Source organism: Pseudomonas turukhanskensis, assembly GCF_027922365.1.
Classification (GTDB): domain Bacteria; phylum Pseudomonadota; class Gammaproteobacteria; order Pseudomonadales; family Pseudomonadaceae; genus Aquipseudomonas; species Aquipseudomonas turukhanskensis.
On sequence record NZ_BSFN01000021.1, the window covers coordinates 39,340 to 56,573 of the forward strand.

The window sequence follows — 17,234 nt, forward strand, 5'->3', positions numbered from 1 at the left end:
TACGGTTCAGAAGTTGATCAGAACAAGTCGATTGGTGCGGCGTCATCCGCCGGTAACGGACTGCCCGGGGCGCTGGTGCCTGGGTCCAGTTCGTTCATGGGTGGCGGTGAGTCTTCGTTCTTGAACACTTCGAAGTACGCGTTCGGCGTGCCTGGCGAAGCGGCGCGGCCGCTGACGGGGTCGATACGCAGGGTCAGCAGGCCAGGTGGTTCGGGCAGCATATGTTCGGGTTTGTCTTTGAGCGCTGCGCTCATGTAGCTCATCCAGATCGGCAGTGCGACAGTGCCGCCGAACTCGTGGCTACCCAGGCTTTCCGGCTGGTCAAACCCGGTCCACACGGTAGTCATGTAGTCGGCGTTGAAGCCGGAAAACCAGCTGTCTTTCGACTCGTTGGTAGTACCGGTCTTGCCTGCGATGTCGCCTCGGCCCATGGCCAGGGCACGGCGACCGGTGCCGCGTTTGATAACGTCCTGCAGCATGCTGGTGAGGATGTACGTGGTGCGTGCGTCGACAATGCGCTCGGCAACCGCTGGAGTCGGCACTGTGCTGGCCGGTGCGGGAATGTTTTCGGCGAGGGCCGCAGGGTCGACCACAGTGGCCGGTTGATCGTCATTTTCACCCGGTGCGCTCGGCGGGTTGGCGATATACAGCGGATCGCCGTTGCGGCTGTGGATGCTCTGGATCAGATAGGGCTGAATCTTGTAGCCGCCGTTGGCAAAGGTGCTCCAGCCGCCGGCGATTTCCACCGGCGCGAGGTTAGCCGTACCAAGAGCCATCGAAAGGTTTCGCGGCAAGTCCTGCTTGTTGAAACCAAAGCGGCTGACATAGTCCAGGGCGTAGTCGATGCCGATGGCCTGTAACAGGCGGATCGAAACCAGGTTGCGGGACTTGTACAAGGCTTCGCGCAAACGGATCGGGCCAAGGAACGTGTTGGTATCGTTCTTCGGGCGCCAGACCTGATCGAGGTTGTCGTCAGCGAAAACAATCGGTGCGTCGTTGACCAGGGTGGCGGCGGTATAGCCCTTGTCCAGTGCCGCGCTATAGATGAAAGGTTTGAAGCTCGAGCCCGGTTGGCGCTTGGCCTGGGTGGCGCGGTTGTAGTTGCTCTGCTCGAACGAGAAGCCGCCGACCAGGGCGCGGATGGCGCCGTTTTTTGGATCAAGCGAGACCAGTGCGCCTTGTGCTGCCGGGATCTGGCTGAACGCCAGGTTGCCATCTGGCTGACGCAGCACGCGAATCAGGTCGCCCACTTGCACCACGTCGTCCGGCTTTTGCGGGCGGGGGCCGAGGCTATTGGTGTTCAGGAAGGGGCGTGCCCATTTCATGCTGTCCCACGCCACGGTTTCTTCCTGGCCGCTACGGGTCAACACCATGATCCCGCTTTTCAGGACCTGGGTAACGAAGGCCGGTTCAATGCCGTTCTGGGTTTTCTGTTTGGCCAGCTCGGCCTGCCACGCTTCGCGGGTCATACCGGGTAGACGGGATTCCGGGCCGCGGTAGCCATGACGTTGGTCGTAACTGATCAGGCCGCTGCGTACCGCTTCGTTGGCCGCTTCCTGAAGGTTGCTCGGAACCGTGGTAGTAACGTGGAAACCTTCTGTATACGCCTCGCTCCCATAACGCCCCACCATTTCGGCGCGGGCCATCTCGGCAATATACGGCGCCTGCACTTCGGGGGTGGGGACGTGGTAGCTGGCGTCGATGGGTTCGGCCAGGGCGGTCTGGTATTGGCCCTGGTCGATTTTGCCCAGCTTGTACATGCGGCCCAGAATCCAGTCGCGACGTTCTTTACTGCGCTGCGGGTTGACCAGCGGGTTGAAGCGTGACGGTGCTTTTGGCAGGCCGGCGATCATCGCCATCTGGCCCAGGCTCAAATCGTGCATGGGTTTACCGTAATAAACCTGCGCCGCCGCTTCGATACCGTAAGCACGGTTACCGAGGTAAATCTTGTTGACGTACAACTCAAGAATTTCGTCTTTGCTCAGTTCGCGCTCAATTTGTAATGCCAACAGTATTTCATTGATCTTGCGCGAGAAACTGCGTTCGTTAGTGAGGAAGAAGTTCTTCGCCACTTGCATGGTGATGGTGCTACCGCCGGATTGGATTTGGCCGCCACTTTTTAATAATTGCGTGGCAGCGCGCATCAGGCTGCTGAGGTCGACGCCATAATGATTGGCAAAATTGTCGTCTTCGGCCGAAAGCAGGGCTTTGATGAAGTTCGGTGGAATGTCTGCAAAGCGAATGGGCGTGCGGCGCATCTCGCCGAATTCGGCAATCAGCTTGGCGTCGCTGCTGTAGATGCGCAGGGGGATCTGCAGCTGAATGCGGCGCAGCGAGTCCACGGATGGCAAACCGGGGCTAAGGTACAGATAAGCGCCAGAGAGACTGAGCAACAGTCCACAAAAAACGGCTACGCAGGACCACCAGAAGAACTTCAGCAGGCGCATCAAAATGTTTGGATTTCCAGATAAAAGAAAGAGTTAAGCGTAGGGCGATGTCGAAAGGGAAAAACTGTTCACATTATAAGCGCTTTTTTTGCTAGGTAGCCATTTGCGCTTATGTCAAGACTGTTATTTAATGTGAAAAAACATAAATAGTCCGTAAGTCGCGGATGCCAATAGGAAATCGGTCGTGCTAGGGCTCTTCAATAAGAAAGCGAATACGCTGCTGGGGATCGATATCAGTTCGACCTCAGTCAAGCTCCTCGAATTGAGTCGCTCAGGAAGCCGCTACAAAGTAGAGGCTTATGCTGTAGAGCCGCTCCCACCCAATGCAGTGGTCGAGAAAAACATTGCTGAACTGGAAGGTGTAGGCCAGGCATTGTCGCGCGTATTGGCCAAAGCCAAGACGGGCGTCAAAACTGTAGCCGTAGCTGTGGCCGGTTCCGCTGTCATTACCAAAACCATCGAAATGGAAGCCGGGCTTTCAGACGACGATCTGGAAAACCAGCTGAAAATCGAAGCCGACCAGTACATTCCCTATCCGCTCGAAGAAGTCGCCATCGACTTCGAAGTGCAGGGTGAGTCGGCGCGCAACGCCGGGCGTGTGGATGTATTGCTTGCCGCTTGCCGCAAGGAAAACGTCGAAGTTCGTGAAGCGGCCTTGGCGCTGGCCGGCATGACCGCGAAAGTGGTCGATGTCGAAGCCTACGCACTGGAGCGCGCTTATGGGCTACTGGCTGCCCAACTGGGCAGTGGTCACGATGAGTTGACCGTGGCAATTGTCGACATCGGCGCCACCATGACCACCCTCAGCGTGCTGCACAACGGCCGCACCATCTACACCCGCGAGCAATTGTTCGGTGGTCGTCAGCTGACGGAAGAGATTCAGCGCCGTTACGGCCTGTCGGTCGAAGAGGCTGGGCTGGCCAAGAAACAAGGTGGCCTTCCGGATGACTACGAGACTGAAGTGTTGCAGCCGTTCAAGGAAGCGGTGGTGCAGCAAGTGTCTCGCTCGCTGCAGTTCTTTTTCGCAGCCGGCCAGTACAACGATGTCGACTACATCCTCCTGGCGGGTGGTACGGCTTCGATCCCGGATCTGGATCGCCTGATCCAGCAGAAGATCGGTACGCAAACCTTGGTCGCCAATCCGTTTGCCGACATGGCGCTCAGTGGCAAGGTCAATGCGGGGGCGCTGGCTAGCGACGCGCCTGCCTTGATGATTGCCTGTGGTCTGGCAATGAGGAGTTTCGACTAATGGCGCGTATTAACTTACTGCCGTGGCGCGAACAGCTGCGCGAGGAGCGCAAACAGCGGTTTCTGGTAACCCTGGCCGGGGTGCTGATTGTGGCCGGTGGTGCTGTTTTCCTAGGCGATCAATATTTGAGCGGGGCGATTGACCAGCAGAACGCGCGCAACGATTTTATTAAAAAAGAAATTGCAGTGCTGGATGCGCGAATCAAGGAAATCAGCGAGTTGAAAACCCGCCGCCAGCAATTGCTTGAGCGGATGAAGATTATTCAGGACTTGCAGGGTAACCGGCCCATTATTGGTCGAGTGTTTGATCAACTCGCGCGCACCTTGCCGGATGGCGTTTATTTCACGTCGCTGAGTATGAAGGGCAATAAAATTGCCATTGAAGGCGCCGCCGAATCGAACAACCGTGTTTCGAACCTGATGCGTAACCTCGATGCTTCTGACTGGCTCACTGCGCCCAACTTGACTGCGGTAAAAGCAGTTACTGCCGGCGAAGTCGATCAAGCCAACGTATTCCAGCTGACGGTCCAGCAGACCCAGCCATCGGTTGAAGCAGAAGGGGTCAAGAAATGAGCTTTGCTGACTCTCTAGAGAATTTACGCAAAACAGATTTTTCGGATCTGGATCTGAACAATCTCGGTTCGTGGCCTGCTGCCGTTAAAGGCTTGGCCTGTTTGATTCTGTTGATCGTGGTGTTGTTCCTTGGATACAACTTCCACCTCAAAGACTTACAGGCGCAGCTCGATAGCCAGCGCGCTCAGGAAGAAACCCTAAAGAAACAATTCTCTTCCAAGGCGTTTCAAGCGGCCAACCTGGAAGCCTACAAAGACCAGATGAAAGAAATGGAAGTTTCTTTCGGTGCGCTGTTGCGGCAACTCCCAAGTGATACGGAAGTGCCTGGCTTGCTGGAAGATATCACCCGCACCGGTCTGGGCAGCGGGCTGGAGTTTGAAGAAATTAAATTGCTTCCAGAATCCACTCAGCAGTTCTATATCGAGCTGCCGATTCAGATTTCGGTAGTGGGCGCTTATCACGACCTGGCAACTTTCGTCAGCGGCGTGGCGAGTTTGCCGCGCATCGTCACTTTGCATGATTTTGCGATCAAGCCTGTCGAAGACAGTAATACCAAATTGCGCATGACAATCCTGGCCAAAACCTATCGTTACAACGACAAGGGGTTGGAGCAGGCTCCAGCAGGTAAGGGTAAGGCGCCGGCTAAAGCAAAACCGGGAGCCAAGAAATGAGAGCCTCCAAACTGATTCTCGGCACCTTGTTGCTCGCGACATTGGCCGGTTGTGATTCGAGTGGTGATTTCGCTGACCTGCAGGCCTTCATGAGCGACGTTCGGGCCAAGCCAAAGGGCTCCATCGAGCCTTTGCCCAAGTTTCAGCCATATGAAGCCTTTACCTATAGCGCCGCTGCACTCAGAAGCCCGTTCCAGCCGCCAGTCAAGATCGACCTGGTCAATCGTCAGAAAGGCTCGAAAGAGATCAAGCCTGACGAAACACGCATCAAACAGTTCTTGGAAGGCTTCAATATCGAAGTCTTCCAGATGGTCGGTACGCTCTCCAACGAAGGTGGCATGTTTGCCTTGGTTAATGGTGCAGGGGGCGTCCATCGCGTGAAAGTGGGCGACTATCTGGGGCGCAATAACGGACGCATCATTGCTATCAGTGAAGCGAAAATCGATGTAGTCGAGATTGTTCCTGATGGTGAAGGTGGCTGGCTAGAGCGGCCGCGAAGCCTCTCTCTCAAAGAGCGCTCTTAAGGGTGGGGTGGAAAATGACAAACAATTACCGGTCGGTACAACGGAACCTGAGTATGAAAAGTTCGCTCTCGCGCATCTGCATATCTGTTTTGGTCGCGGTTATGTCGCCAACCCTGTTGGCCGCAAACTTGAAAAACCTTGATGTAGCCGCCTTGCCGGGTGATCGCGTCGAGCTCAAATTGGCGTTTGACGAGCCTGTCGCCGCCCCGCGTGGTTACACCATTGAGCAACCGGCACGCATCGCGCTGGACCTGCCGGGCGTCAGCAACCAGACCGGTTCGAAGAATCGCGAACTGGGTGTGGGCAACGCCCGTAGCGTGACGGTGGTTGAAGCCAAAGACCGCACCCGCCTGATCATCAACCTGGCGAGCCTGGTTCCATACAGTACCCGTGCCGAAGGTAACTATCTCTACGTGGTTGTCGGTGAGGGGGCAGTTTCGGGTGCTTCCACCGCTGCGGCTCCGGTTGCGGCTCCAGTCGCGCCAATGGCCTCTGCTGCGCCGGTAAAGAAGAGTTTCGCGCCGGTCAACAAGAGCATTTCCAATATTGACTTCCAGCGCGGCGAGCAAGGTGAAGGTAACGTCGTTATCCAGCTTTCCGATGCCTCGGTGAACCCGGATATTCAGGAGCAGGGCGGCAAAATTCGTCTGGCCTTTGCCAAGACTGATCTGCCCGAGTCGCTGCGCGTTCGTCTGGATGTAAAAGACTTCGCAACACCGGTGCAGTTCGTTAGCGCGGTAGAGCAGGATGACAAGGCGATCATCACCGTCGAGCCTACCGGCATGTACGACTACCTGGCCTATCAGACGGATAACAAGCTGACCATCAGTGTCAAACCGCTGACCCAGGAAGACGCAGAAAAACGTAAGCAAGACCGTTTTGCCTACAGCGGTGAGAAACTGTCGCTGAACTTCCAGGACATCGATGTGCGTTCAGTTCTGCAATTGATCGCAGACTTTACCGATCTCAACCTGGTTGCCAGTGACACTGTGCAAGGCAATATCACCCTGCGCCTGCAAAACGTGCCATGGGATCAGGCACTGGACCTGGTGCTGAAAACCAAAGGCCTGGACAAGCGCAAAGTGGGCAACGTGCTGATGGTTGCCCCAGCTGACGAAATTGCTGCACGTGAGCGTCAGGAGCTGGAGTCGCAGAAACAGGTCGCCGAGTTGGCGCCGCTGCGCAAAGACATCATTCAATTGAACTACGCCAAAGCGTCGGACATTGCCAAAATCTACGAAGCCGAAGGCAAGAAAGGCGCCCTGAAGGACGACATGCGTGGCTCGGTGATTTTTGATGACCGTACCAACAGCCTGATCGTGACCTTGACCCAGGAGCGCATCGACGAGCTGCGTCGCATCATTACCCAATTGGACATCCCGGTTCGTCAGGTAATGATCGAAGCCCGCATCGTTGAAGCCAACGTCGACTACGACAAGAGCCTCGGCGTACGTTGGGGCGGTACCAAAACCTTCGGCAATGGCGTGGTTTACGGTAACGACGACAGTGGTGACGAAAGCGGCGATAGCGGCGAAGACAGCACCGGCAACTATCCATTCGTGGATATGGGTGTGGCCAACCGCACCGCAGGTATCGGCATCGGTTTCGTAACCGATAACCTGATTCTCGACCTTGAACTGACTGCGATGGAAAAAACCGGTAACGGTGAAGTAGTTTCCCAGCCCAAGGTTGTTACCTCGGACAAAGAAACCGCGAAGATCCTCAAGGGCTCCGAGATTCCTTACCAGGAAGCCAGCTCGAGTGGCGCCACCAGCACCTCCTTCAAAGAGGCATCGCTGTCGCTGGAAGTGACGCCGCAGATCACCCCCGACAACCGCATCATCATCGAGGTGAAAGTCACCAAGGATGAGCCTGACTTCGCTAACGCCCTTAACGGTGTTCCGCCGATCAAGAAAAACGAAGTCAACGCCAAGGTTCTGGTGGCAGATGGCGAGACCATCGTGATCGGTGGTGTGTTCTCCAACACCCAGACCAAGTCGGTCGACAAGGTGCCGTTCCTGGGTGACCTGCCATACCTCGGTCGCCTGTTCCGTCGCGACGTGGTGGCTGACAGCAAAAACGAACTCCTGGTTTTCCTGACTCCGCGTATCATGAACAACTCGGCAATCGCTGTGAGTCGCTAAATCTGTGCGAAATTTGATTCTCGTAGGCCCGATGGGGGCAGGTAAAAGCACCATCGGGAGGTTACTGGCAAAAGAGTTAAGGCTGTCATTCAAAGACTCGGATAAGGAAATCGAGCAGCGTACCGGAGCCAATATTCCCTGGATCTTCGATGTTGAAGGGGAGGCTGGTTTCCGTGAGCGTGAGCAGGCCGTTATCGGCGAGCTGTGTGAGCTCGACGGTGTTGTGCTTGCAACCGGGGGCGGCGCGGTGCTGCGTCCGGAAAATCGCTCGGCGCTGCGTGCCGGTGGCCGCGTGGTGTACCTGCATACCTCGGTTGATCAGCAGTTGGACCGAACCTCTCGTGATCGCAACCGTCCGCTGTTGCGCACGGCCAATCCGGGCAAGGTGCTGGCTGATCTGATGCGCATCCGTGACCCGCTGTACCGCGAAATCGCCGATGTGATTATCGAAACCGATGAGCGTCCGCCGCGCATGGTGGTGCAGGAAATTCTGGAGCGCCTCGAGGCGCTTCATCCACGTTAAAGCGCACGCCGATATGCGCTATCCTATGGCCCTTTTATCGTGGGGGCTTCATGCAGACTCTTCAGGTTGAGCTGGGCGAACGTAGTTATCCCATCTATATCGGGGCAAACCTGTTGGTTCAGCCCGCGCTTTTTTCTCGGCACATTGCGGGTAAGCAAGTTGCCATTGTCAGTAACGAAACCGTTGCACCGCTCTATCTCGAGTCAGTGAAGCAGGCTTTGGCTGGTTTTGACGTGACGACGGTGATTCTTCCGGACGGCGAAGCCTTTAAAGGCTGGGAAACCCTGCAACTGATCTTTGACGGTCTGCTCACCGCGCGCCATGAGCGCAGTACCACGGTGATTGCCTTGGGTGGTGGTGTAATCGGTGACATGGCTGGCTTCGCGGCTGCCTGTTACCAGCGTGGTGTCGACTTTATCCAGGTGCCCACCACGTTGCTGTCGCAAGTCGACTCCTCGGTAGGCGGCAAAACCGGCATCAATCATCCGTTGGGCAAGAACATGGTCGGTGCGTTCTACCAGCCCAATGCGGTGCTGATCGATACCTCTACCTTGAATACTCTGCCGGCGCGCGAGCTGTCTGCCGGGCTTGCCGAGGTGATCAAGTACGGTCTGATTTGCGATGAGCCGTTTCTGACTTGGCTGGAAGCCAATGTCGATGCGCTGCGTAAACTTGACCAGGCAGCGCTGACTGAAGCGATCGCCCGTTCCTGTGCAGCCAAGGCCAAGGTCGTGGGCGCTGATGAGCGCGAGTCCGGCGTTCGTGCCACGCTCAACCTGGGGCACACTTTTGGCCATGCCATCGAAACCCACATGGGCTATGGCGTGTGGTTGCACGGTGAGGCTGTGGCGGCGGGTACGGTGATGGCGTTGGAGATGTCCTGCCGCCTGGGCTGGATTACTGCCGCCGAGCGCGATCGCGGTATTCGCCTGTTCATACGCGCCGGTTTACCGGTCATTCCACCGGAAGAAATGACCGCTGAGGATTTTCTCACCCATATGGCGGTCGATAAGAAAGTCCTTGGCGGTCGACTGCGGCTTGTCTTGCTTCGCCAGATGGGTGAAGCAGTGGTGACGGGCGATTTGCCGCGCGAGATTTTGGATGCCACCCTGGTTGCGGATTACCGCGCCATGGTGGAACACCTTGAAGACTAATTGAGAGCCACATGACCAGTCTGCATGCCGACGAGGCCTTTCTCGGCCACTACCAATTCAGTCACGATCCCTTTGCTGCGCGTGTACCAGGCTTCAAGTTCTTTCCGGCGCAGCGCAAGCCCGTGCTTGGCCAATTGCATCACCTGGCGCGCTACAGCCAACTGCTTCTGGTCGTCAGTGGCCCGCAGGGCAGCGGTAAAACCCTGCTGCGACAGGCGCTGGTCGCCAGTACCAACAAGCAGGCGGTGCACAGCGTGGTGTTCTCAGCCCGCGGCGCGGCGGATGCTGGCGGCGTGATGCGCCAGATCGCTCAGGGCCTGAATGTTCAGCAGTCCGACGCGCGTTCGCTCCTGTCTCAGGTTGCCCAGCTGTCGTTGACCGGTCAGGAAGTCTATCTGCTGATTGATGATGCCGAGTCGCTGGATAACGATGCCCTGGATGCGCTCTTAGCCCTGGCTGCGGGCAATGCCGAAGGTCGCCCGCACGTGTTTCTGTTCGGTGAGTCGGCCCTCTTGCCGCGCCTTGAACTGCTGGCCGATGGCGAAGAGCGTTTCCACGCCATTGAACTGAGTGCCTACAGCGAAGACGAAACCCGCGACTACCTGGCGCAGCGACTTGAAGGCGCCGGGCAAGGTATCGAGCTGCTTACTGACGAGCAGGTCGCCGATATCCATCTGCAATCTGCCGGCTGGCCGGGCGCGATCAATCAGGTGGCGAGAGAAACCCTGATCGACTCGATGCTGGCCAATCGTGGCGGTGCAGCCAAAGGGGGGATGGCTTTGAAATTACCGAAGAAACATCTGTTGGCGTTGTTGGTGGTTGCTATCGCCGTTGGCGCTGCCTGGATGATGCAAGGGCGGAGCAAGTCGGAGCCTGAAGCCCCGGCTACTGCGCAATTGCCGCTGGGTACTGCACCGGCACCGACCGTGGATGCAGCCGCGCCGACCGCACCCGCCGATGGTAAAGGTCCGGCAGTAGAATTTGCCGGTTCCACCCAGCCACTGCCGCTGCCATTGGTGGGCCAAGCGCAGCCGGTTATTCGTGAGCCATTGGCGCAGGCCTCCGGTTTGGGCGACAGCGACGACGATGGCGCCATTGAGCCGCCTGCCAGCGCTGTGCCGCCAACCGTCACCACCGTGGCGCCGCCACAAGGCGCAACCGCGAGCACCGCGCCTGCGGCGCCAGTGATTGCGCCGGTTATCAAACCGGCTCCTACGCCGGCGCCAACTGTAGCGGCCGCTGCGAAGCCGCAAACGCCGGCACCCGCGGCGGCAAAACCTGCTGCGCCGGCTACCGCCAAACCCACGACTGTAGCCAAAGCTGAGAAACCAGCTGCCGCAGCTGCTAGCGGTTCAGCCAGCGGCTGGTACGCGAGCCAGCCAGGCGGCAACTTTGCGCTGCAAGTGTTGGGAACGGGGACTGAAAGTGCCGCTCAGGCCTTTGTGCGTGCGCAAGGCGCCGAATACCACTACTTCAAGAAAACCTTGAACGGCAAACCGCTTTACGTGGTGACCTACGGCAACTTCTCCAGTCGCGCTGCTGCGCAGGCTGCGATCAAGACCCTGCCTGCCAAGGTCCAGGCTGGCAAGCCTTGGCCCAAGACCTTCTCCAGCATCCAGCAGGAGGCTCAAGCACGCTGATTTAATGCGCGCTTGAGGGCAATGACTGGGTGGTCTTTAGCACGACCGCCTGGTACTTTCTTATAAAAAGGCGACATAAGGTTTCGCGCTTTCGCCGCGCGACATTTGTTCGCTGATATTCGTCTGTGTACAATGACCCCCCTTTTGCCTGCGCAAAGCTGGCGCAATGACCTGCGCGCACGGTAAGTGTTTGAAATAGATCAAAGTTTGCCTGGTGAGAGTCCCTATGAAAGCAGGTCTATACCATCCTGATGAGTTCAAGGATAACTGCGGCTTCGGCCTGATCGCCCATATGCAGGGCGAGGCGAGTCATCACTTGCTGCAGACGGCTATTGAAGCGCTGACCTGTATGACGCACCGCGGCGGTATCAACGCCGACGGCAAGACAGGTGACGGCTGTGGTCTGCTGATCCAGAAACCCGACGCCTTCCTGCGCGCGGTGGCCAAAGAGCAATTTGCCGCCGACCTGCCGGCCCAATACGCCGTCGGCATGGTGTTCCTCAACCAGGACGCGGCCAAAGCCGACGTCGCACGCGAGAACATGAACCGCGAAATTCTCGCGGCGGGTCTGCAATTGGTTGGCTGGCGCAAAGTGCCGCTGGACACCAGCGTGCTCGGCCGCCTGGCCCTCGAGCGTCTGCCGCAGATCGAGCAGGTGTTCATCGGCGGTGAAGGCCTGAGCGATCAGGAATTCGCGATCAAGCTGTTCAGCGCCCGTCGCCGTTCTTCGGTGGCCAACGCTGCTGACACCGATCACTACATCTGCAGCTTCTCGGCCAAGACCATCATCTATAAAGGCTTGATGATGCCGGTCGACCTGCAGCAGTTCTATCCGGATCTTGGTGACGAGCGCCTGATGACGGCGATCTGCGTGTTCCACCAGCGCTTTTCCACCAACACCCTGCCGAAATGGCCGTTGGCTCAACCGTTCCGCCTGCTGGCGCACAACGGCGAAATCAACACCATCACTGGCAACCGCAACTGGGCGGTGGCCCGTCGTACCAAGTTCGCCAACGACCAGTTGCCCGACCTCGACGAATTGGGCCCGCTGGTTAACCGCGTGGGTTCGGACTCGTCGAGCATGGACAACATGCTCGAGCTGATGGTCACCGGCGGCATGGACCTATTCCGTGGCATCCGCATGATCATTCCGCCGGCATGGCAGAACGTGGAAACCATGGACGCCGACCTGCGTGCGTTCTACGAATACAACTCCATGCACATGGAACCGTGGGATGGCCCGGCCGGCGTGGTTCTCACCGACGGTCGCTATGCCGTGTGCCTGCTCGACCGTAACGGTCTGCGTCCGGCCCGTTGGGTCACCACCAGCAACGGCTATATCACCATCGCCTCGGAAATCGGCGTGTGGGATTACAAGCCCGAAGACGTGATCGCCAAAGGCCGTGTTGGCCCCGGGCAAGTGCTGGCTGTGGACACCGAAACTGGCCAGGTGCTGCACACCGACGACATCGATAGTCGCCTGAAATCGCGCCACCCCTACAAGCAGTGGCTGCGTAAAAGTGCCGTGCGCATTCAGGCCACCATGGACGACGACCATGGTGCCGCCACCTACGGCAGCGACCAGCTCAAGCAATACATGAAAATGTTCCAGGTGACGTTCGAAGAGCGTGACCAGGTGCTGCGTCCGCTCGCCGAGCAGGGCCAGGAAGCCGTGGGCTCGATGGGTGACGACACGCCGATGGCTGTGCTGTCGCAGCGCGTACGCCCGACTTACGACTACTTCCGTCAGCAGTTCGCGCAGGTCACCAACCCGCCGATCGACCCGCTGCGCGAAGCCATCGTCATGTCCCTGGAAATCTGCCTGGGCGCCGAGCGCAATATTTTTGAAGAGTCGCCGGCTCACGCTTCCCGCGTGATCCTCAGCTCGCCAGTAATTTCGCCGGCCAAGTGGCGCTCGCTGATGAACCTCGACACCCCAGGGTTCGAGCGTCACGTCATCGACCTCAACTATGAAGAAAGCATCGGCCTCGAAGCCGCCGTGCGTAACATTGCCGACCAGGCCGAAGAAGCCGTGCGCAGCGGCAAGTGCCTGCTGGTGCTGACCGACCGCAATATTGCCCCCGGCAAGTTGCCAATCCACGCCTCGCTGGCTGTAGGCGCTGCGCACCACCGCCTGATCGAAAAAGGCCTGCGTTGCGACTGCAACATCCTGGTGGAAACCGCCACTGCCCGTGACCCGCACCACTTTGCCGTGCTGGTTGGCTTTGGTGCGTCGGCTGTTTACCCGTACCTGGCCTACGAAGTGCTGGCCGACCTGATCCGCACCGGCGAAGTGCTGGGCGATCTGTACGAAGTGTTCAAGCACTACCGCAAAGGCATCTCCAAAGGCCTGCTGAAAATCCTGTCGAAGATGGGTATTTCCACCGTGGCCTCGTACCGCGGTGCTCAGTTGTTCGAAGCCGTCGGCTTGTCCGATGAAGTCGTCAACCTGAGCTTCCGTGGTGTTGCCAGCCGTATCAAAGGCGCGCGTTTCGTCGACATCGAAGCCGAGCAGAAATTGCTCGCGGCCGAAGCCTGGAACAACCGCAAAACCATCCAGCAGGGCGGTTTGCTCAAGTTCGTGTACGGCGGTGAATACCACGCTTACAACCCGGACGTGGTCAACACGCTGCAGGCCGCCGTGCAAATCGGCAGCTACGAAAAATTCAAGGAATACACCACGCTGGTCGACACCCGCCCGGTGTCGATGATCCGTGACCTGCTGAAAGTCAAAGAAGCCGAAACGCCGCTAGCCCTCGACCAAGTCGAGCCGCTGGAAGCGATCCTCAAGCGCTTTGACTCGGCCGGTATTTCCCTGGGCGCGCTGTCGCCGGAAGCTCACGAAGCCATCGCCGAAGCCATGAACCGCCTGGGCGCGCGTTCCAACTCCGGTGAAGGTGGTGAAGACCCGGCGCGTTACGGCACCGTGCGCAGCTCGAAAATCAAACAAGTGGCCACCGGCCGTTTCGGCGTTACGCCGGAATACCTGGTGAACGCCGAAGTGCTGCAAATCAAGGTGGCCCAAGGCGCCAAGCCAGGCGAGGGCGGCCAACTGCCAGGCGGCAAGGTCAACGGCCTGATCGCCAAGCTGCGTTATGCCGTACCGGGCGTGACGTTGATTTCGCCACCGCCGCACCACGACATCTACTCCATCGAAGACCTGTCGCAGCTGATCTTTGACCTCAAGCAGGTCAACCCATCGGCGCTGGTGTCGGTGAAGCTGGTAGCAGAAGCTGGCGTGGGCACCATCGCCGCCGGTGTGGCCAAGGCCTATGCCGACCTGATCACCATCTCCGGTTATGACGGCGGTACCGGCGCTTCGCCGCTCACCTCGATCAAATATGCCGGCGCACCGTGGGAGCTCGGCCTGGCCGAAACCCACCAGACCCTGCGCGGTAACGACCTGCGCGGCAAAGTGCGGGTACAGACCGACGGCGGCCTGAAAACCGGCCTGGACGTAATCAAGGCGGCGATTCTCGGCGCTGAAAGCTTCGGTTTCGGTACCGCACCGATGATCGCGCTCGGTTGCAAATACCTGCGTATCTGCCACCTGAACAACTGCGCCACCGGTGTCGCCACGCAGAACGAAAAGCTGCGCAAGGACCACTTCATCGGCACCGTCGAAATGGTGATGAACTTCTTCACCTTCGTCGCCGAAGAAACCCGCGAGTGGCTGGCCAAAGTCGGCGTGCCGAGCCTGGAAGAGCTGATCGGCCGTACCGATCTGCTGGAAATGCTGCCGGGTGAAACCGACAAGCAGAAATTCCTCGACTTGAGCCCGCTGCTGGGCAGCGACCATATTCCTGCGGACAAACCCCAGTTCTGCCAGGTCGACCGCAACCCGCCGTTCGACGAAGGCAAGCTGGCCGAACACATGGTCGGTTTGGCCAAGTCGGCCATCGACGGTTTGACCGGCGCCGAGTTCGAGCTGGATATCTGCAACTGCGACCGTTCCATTGGTGCCCGTGTGTCCGGCGAAATCGCCCGTGTGCACGGCAACCAGGGGATGGCCAAGGCGCCGATCACCTTCCGCTTCAAGGGCACTGCCGGGCAGAGCTTCGGGGTGTGGAACGCTGGCGGCCTGAACCTGTACCTGCAGGGCGATGCAAACGACTACGTGGGCAAGGGCATGACCGGCGGCAAGCTGGTTATCGTGCCGCCGGCCAACAGCGCGTTCAAAACCCAGGACGGCGCCATTGTCGGCAACACCTGCCTGTACGGCGCCACCGGCGGTAAGTTGTTCGCCGCGGGTACTGCCGGTGAGCGGTTTGCTGTGCGTAACTCCGGTGCTCACACCGTGGTTGAAGGCACGGGCGATCATTGCTGCGAATACATGACTGGCGGTTTCGTCTGCGTGCTGGGCAAGACTGGCTACAACTTCGGTTCGGGTATGACCGGCGGTTTCGCCTACGTGCTCGACCTGGACAACACCTTCGTTGACCGCGTGAACCATGAGCTGGTGGAAATCCAGCGCATCAGCGGCGAGTCGATGGAGTCGTACCGCAGCCACTTGCAACGCGTGCTGGAAGAGTACGTACAGGAAACGTCCAGCGAATGGGGGCGCAACCTCCTGGAAAACCTGGACGACTACCTGCGCAAGTTCTGGCTGGTCAAGCCGAAAGCCGCCAGCCTTGGGTCGCTGCTCTCCAGCACCCGTGCTAACCCACAATAATTTGCGCCTGCCGTAGTGTGATGAGGTTTTTACAATGACTGAACGTCTGAACAACGACTTCCAGTTCCTCGATGTCGGGCGCAAAGATCCGAAGAAGAAGCTCTTGCGCCAGCGCAAGAAGGAATTCGTCGAGATCTACGAGCCCTTCAAGCCGGCCCAGGCCGCTGACCAGTCGCATCGTTGCCTGGGCTGCGGTAACCCGTATTGCGAGTGGAAGTGCCCGGTGCACAACTTCATTCCGAACTGGCTCAAGCTGGTGTCGGAAGGCAATATCCTGGCCGCCGCCGAACTGTCCCACCAGACCAACACCCTGCCGGAAGTCTGCGGCCGCGTGTGCCCGCAAGACCGTCTGTGCGAGGGGGCCTGCACCCTCAACGACGGCTTTGGTGCGGTGACCATCGGTTCGGTGGAGAAGTACATCACCGACACCGCCTTCGCCATGGGCTGGCGTCCGGATATGTCCAAGGTGGTGCCGACCGGCAAACGCGTCGCCATCATCGGTGCCGGCCCGGCGGGCCTGGGCTGCGCCGACGTACTGGTGCGTAACGGTGTGTCGCCGGTGGTGTTCGACAAGAACCCGGAAATCGGTGGCTTGCTGACCTTCGGCATTCCCGAATTCAAGCTGGAGAAAAGCGTACTCAGCCGCCGCCGTGAAGTGTTCACCGGCATGGGGATCGAATTCCGCCTGAACACCGAAGTGGGCAAGGACGTTACCGTCGACCAACTGCTCGAAGAATACGATGCCGTCTTTATGGGCATGGGCACCTACACCTACATGAAGGGCGGCTTCCCCGGCGAAGACCTGCCGGGCGTACACGATGCGCTCGACTTCCTGATCGCCAACGTGAACCGCAACCTGGGTTTCGAAAAGGCCCCGGAAGACTTCATCAACATGAAGGGCAAACGCATCGTCGTGCTCGGTGGCGGCGACACCGCCATGGACTGCAACCGCACCTCGATCCGTCAAGGCGCCAAGTCGGTGACCTGTGCCTACCGTCGTGACGAAGAAAACATGCCCGGCTCGCGTAAAGAGGTGAAAAACGCCAAGGAAGAAGGCGTGAAATTCCTCTACAACCGCCAGCCAATCGCCATTGTTGGCGAAGACAAGGTTGAAGGCGTGAAAGTGGTCGAGACCCGTCTCGGCGAGCCGGACGCCCGTGGCCGTCGCAGCCCCGAGCCGATTCCGGGTTCCGAGGAAATCATCCCGGCCGAAGCCGTGCTGATCGCCTTCGGTTTCCGCCCAAGCCCGGCGTCGTGGTTCGAGCAGTTCAGCATCCAGACCGACAGCCAGGGCCGCGTGATTGCACCCGAGCAGTCCAAGTTCAAACACCAGACCAGCAACCCGAAGATTTTCGCCGGTGGCGATATGGTGCGCGGTTCGGACCTGGTGGTAACCGCGATCTTCGAAGGCCGTCAGGCGGCGGAAGGTATCCTGGATTACCTGGAAGTCTGAGTCCCTACACCATGCCTTAGGAGCGGCTTCAGCCGCGATGCTCTTGAACCTTAAAAGCATCGCGGCTGAAGCCGCTCCTACGAGGTGTGTGAGTTCGCAATACCGCGACAAATTGACTCCATAGACAAAAGGCACGGCACTCGCCGTGCCTTTTGCTGTGCGCTCTGCGAAAATGCCGGCACTTT

11 protein-coding genes are annotated in these 17,234 nt (G+C 58.6%); 10 read left to right on the plus strand and 1 reads right to left on the minus strand.

From position 1 onward, the window contains the following. Positions 1-17: 17 nt before the first annotated feature. Positions 18-2,447 (minus strand): penicillin-binding protein 1A, encoded by a 2,430-nt coding sequence (locus PKE98_RS23040; RefSeq protein WP_373877906.1) that lies wholly within the window; start codon positions 2,445-2,447, stop codon positions 18-20. Between the two features lie 184 nt (positions 2,448-2,631). Here PKE98_RS23040 and PKE98_RS23045 point away from each other — a divergent pair, with 184 nt between their 5' ends. The 10 genes from PKE98_RS23045 (at position 2,632) to PKE98_RS23090 (ending at position 17,049) form a co-directional block, all read left to right on the plus strand. Next, a complete protein-coding gene (locus PKE98_RS23045) occupies positions 2,632-3,696 on the plus strand; it encodes a pilus assembly protein PilM (protein WP_271197760.1) in 1,065 nt (354 codons plus the stop codon). After that, complete coding sequence (locus tag PKE98_RS23050; protein ID WP_271197761.1) at positions 3,696-4,268, plus strand: PilN domain-containing protein; 573 nt, start codon at positions 3,696-3,698, stop codon at positions 4,266-4,268. Before PKE98_RS23045 ends, PKE98_RS23050 begins: the two co-directional genes overlap by 1 nt. Beyond that, entirely contained in the window at positions 4,265-4,939 is a 675-nt protein-coding gene (pilO, locus tag PKE98_RS23055) for a type 4a pilus biogenesis protein PilO (protein ID WP_271197762.1), read from the plus strand. Before PKE98_RS23050 ends, pilO begins: the two co-directional genes overlap by 4 nt. Next, the gene (gene pilP / locus PKE98_RS23060) at positions 4,936-5,463 is read left to right on the plus strand and encodes a type 4a pilus biogenesis lipoprotein PilP (protein ID WP_271197763.1); all 528 of its coding nucleotides are present in this window, start codon (positions 4,936-4,938) and stop codon (positions 5,461-5,463) included. The genes pilO and pilP overlap by 4 nt, the downstream gene beginning before the upstream one ends. A 53-nt stretch (positions 5,464-5,516) precedes the next feature. Beyond that, positions 5,517-7,607: a type IV pilus secretin PilQ gene (locus PKE98_RS23065; protein ID WP_271197764.1), complete on the plus strand. Its 2,091-nt coding sequence runs from the start codon at positions 5,517-5,519 to the stop codon at positions 7,605-7,607. 4 nt (positions 7,608-7,611) lie between these two features. Further along, positions 7,612-8,130, plus strand: coding sequence for a shikimate kinase AroK (gene aroK, locus PKE98_RS23070; protein WP_271197765.1), 519 nt, complete (start codon positions 7,612-7,614; stop codon positions 8,128-8,130). Positions 8,131-8,180: 50 nt separating this feature from the next. Continuing rightward, on the plus strand, positions 8,181-9,284 hold the full coding sequence (gene aroB, locus PKE98_RS23075; protein ID WP_271197766.1) for a 3-dehydroquinate synthase: 1,104 nt from the start codon (positions 8,181-8,183) through the stop codon (positions 9,282-9,284). An 11-nt stretch (positions 9,285-9,295) separates the two neighbouring features. Further along, positions 9,296-10,924: an SPOR domain-containing protein gene (locus PKE98_RS23080; RefSeq protein ID WP_271197767.1), complete on the plus strand. Its 1,629-nt coding sequence runs from the start codon at positions 9,296-9,298 to the stop codon at positions 10,922-10,924. Between the two features lie 226 nt (positions 10,925-11,150). Then, on the plus strand, positions 11,151-15,596 hold the full coding sequence (gltB, locus tag PKE98_RS23085) for a glutamate synthase large subunit (RefSeq protein ID WP_271197768.1): 4,446 nt from the start codon (positions 11,151-11,153) through the stop codon (positions 15,594-15,596). Between the two features lie 34 nt (positions 15,597-15,630). Beyond that, positions 15,631-17,049 (plus strand): glutamate synthase small subunit GltD family protein, encoded by a 1,419-nt coding sequence (locus PKE98_RS23090; protein WP_271197769.1) that lies wholly within the window; start codon positions 15,631-15,633, stop codon positions 17,047-17,049. Positions 17,050-17,234: the final 185 nt, after the last annotated feature.

Excerpts from the sequence above, each read along its gene's own strand:
- pilO (WP_271197762.1), top strand. The coding sequence starts at position 4,265 with ATGAGCTTTGCTGACTCTCTAGAGAATTTACGCAAAACAGATTTTTCG.
- PKE98_RS23090 (WP_271197769.1), top strand. The coding sequence starts at position 15,631 with ATGACTGAACGTCTGAACAACGACTTCCAGTTCCTCGATGTCGGGCGC.
- PKE98_RS23050 (WP_271197761.1), top strand. The coding sequence starts at position 3,696 with ATGGCGCGTATTAACTTACTGCCGTGGCGCGAACAGCTGCGCGAGGAG.
- pilP (WP_271197763.1), top strand. The coding sequence starts at position 4,936 with ATGAGAGCCTCCAAACTGATTCTCGGCACCTTGTTGCTCGCGACATTG.
- PKE98_RS23040 (WP_373877906.1), bottom strand. The coding sequence starts at position 2,447 with ATGCGCCTGCTGAAGTTCTTCTGGTGGTCCTGCGTAGCCGTTTTTTGT.
- gltB (WP_271197768.1), top strand. The coding sequence starts at position 11,151 with ATGAAAGCAGGTCTATACCATCCTGATGAGTTCAAGGATAACTGCGGC.
- PKE98_RS23080 (WP_271197767.1), top strand. The coding sequence starts at position 9,296 with ATGACCAGTCTGCATGCCGACGAGGCCTTTCTCGGCCACTACCAATTC.
- aroB (WP_271197766.1), top strand. The coding sequence starts at position 8,181 with ATGCAGACTCTTCAGGTTGAGCTGGGCGAACGTAGTTATCCCATCTAT.
- PKE98_RS23065 (WP_271197764.1), top strand. The coding sequence starts at position 5,517 with ATGAAAAGTTCGCTCTCGCGCATCTGCATATCTGTTTTGGTCGCGGTT.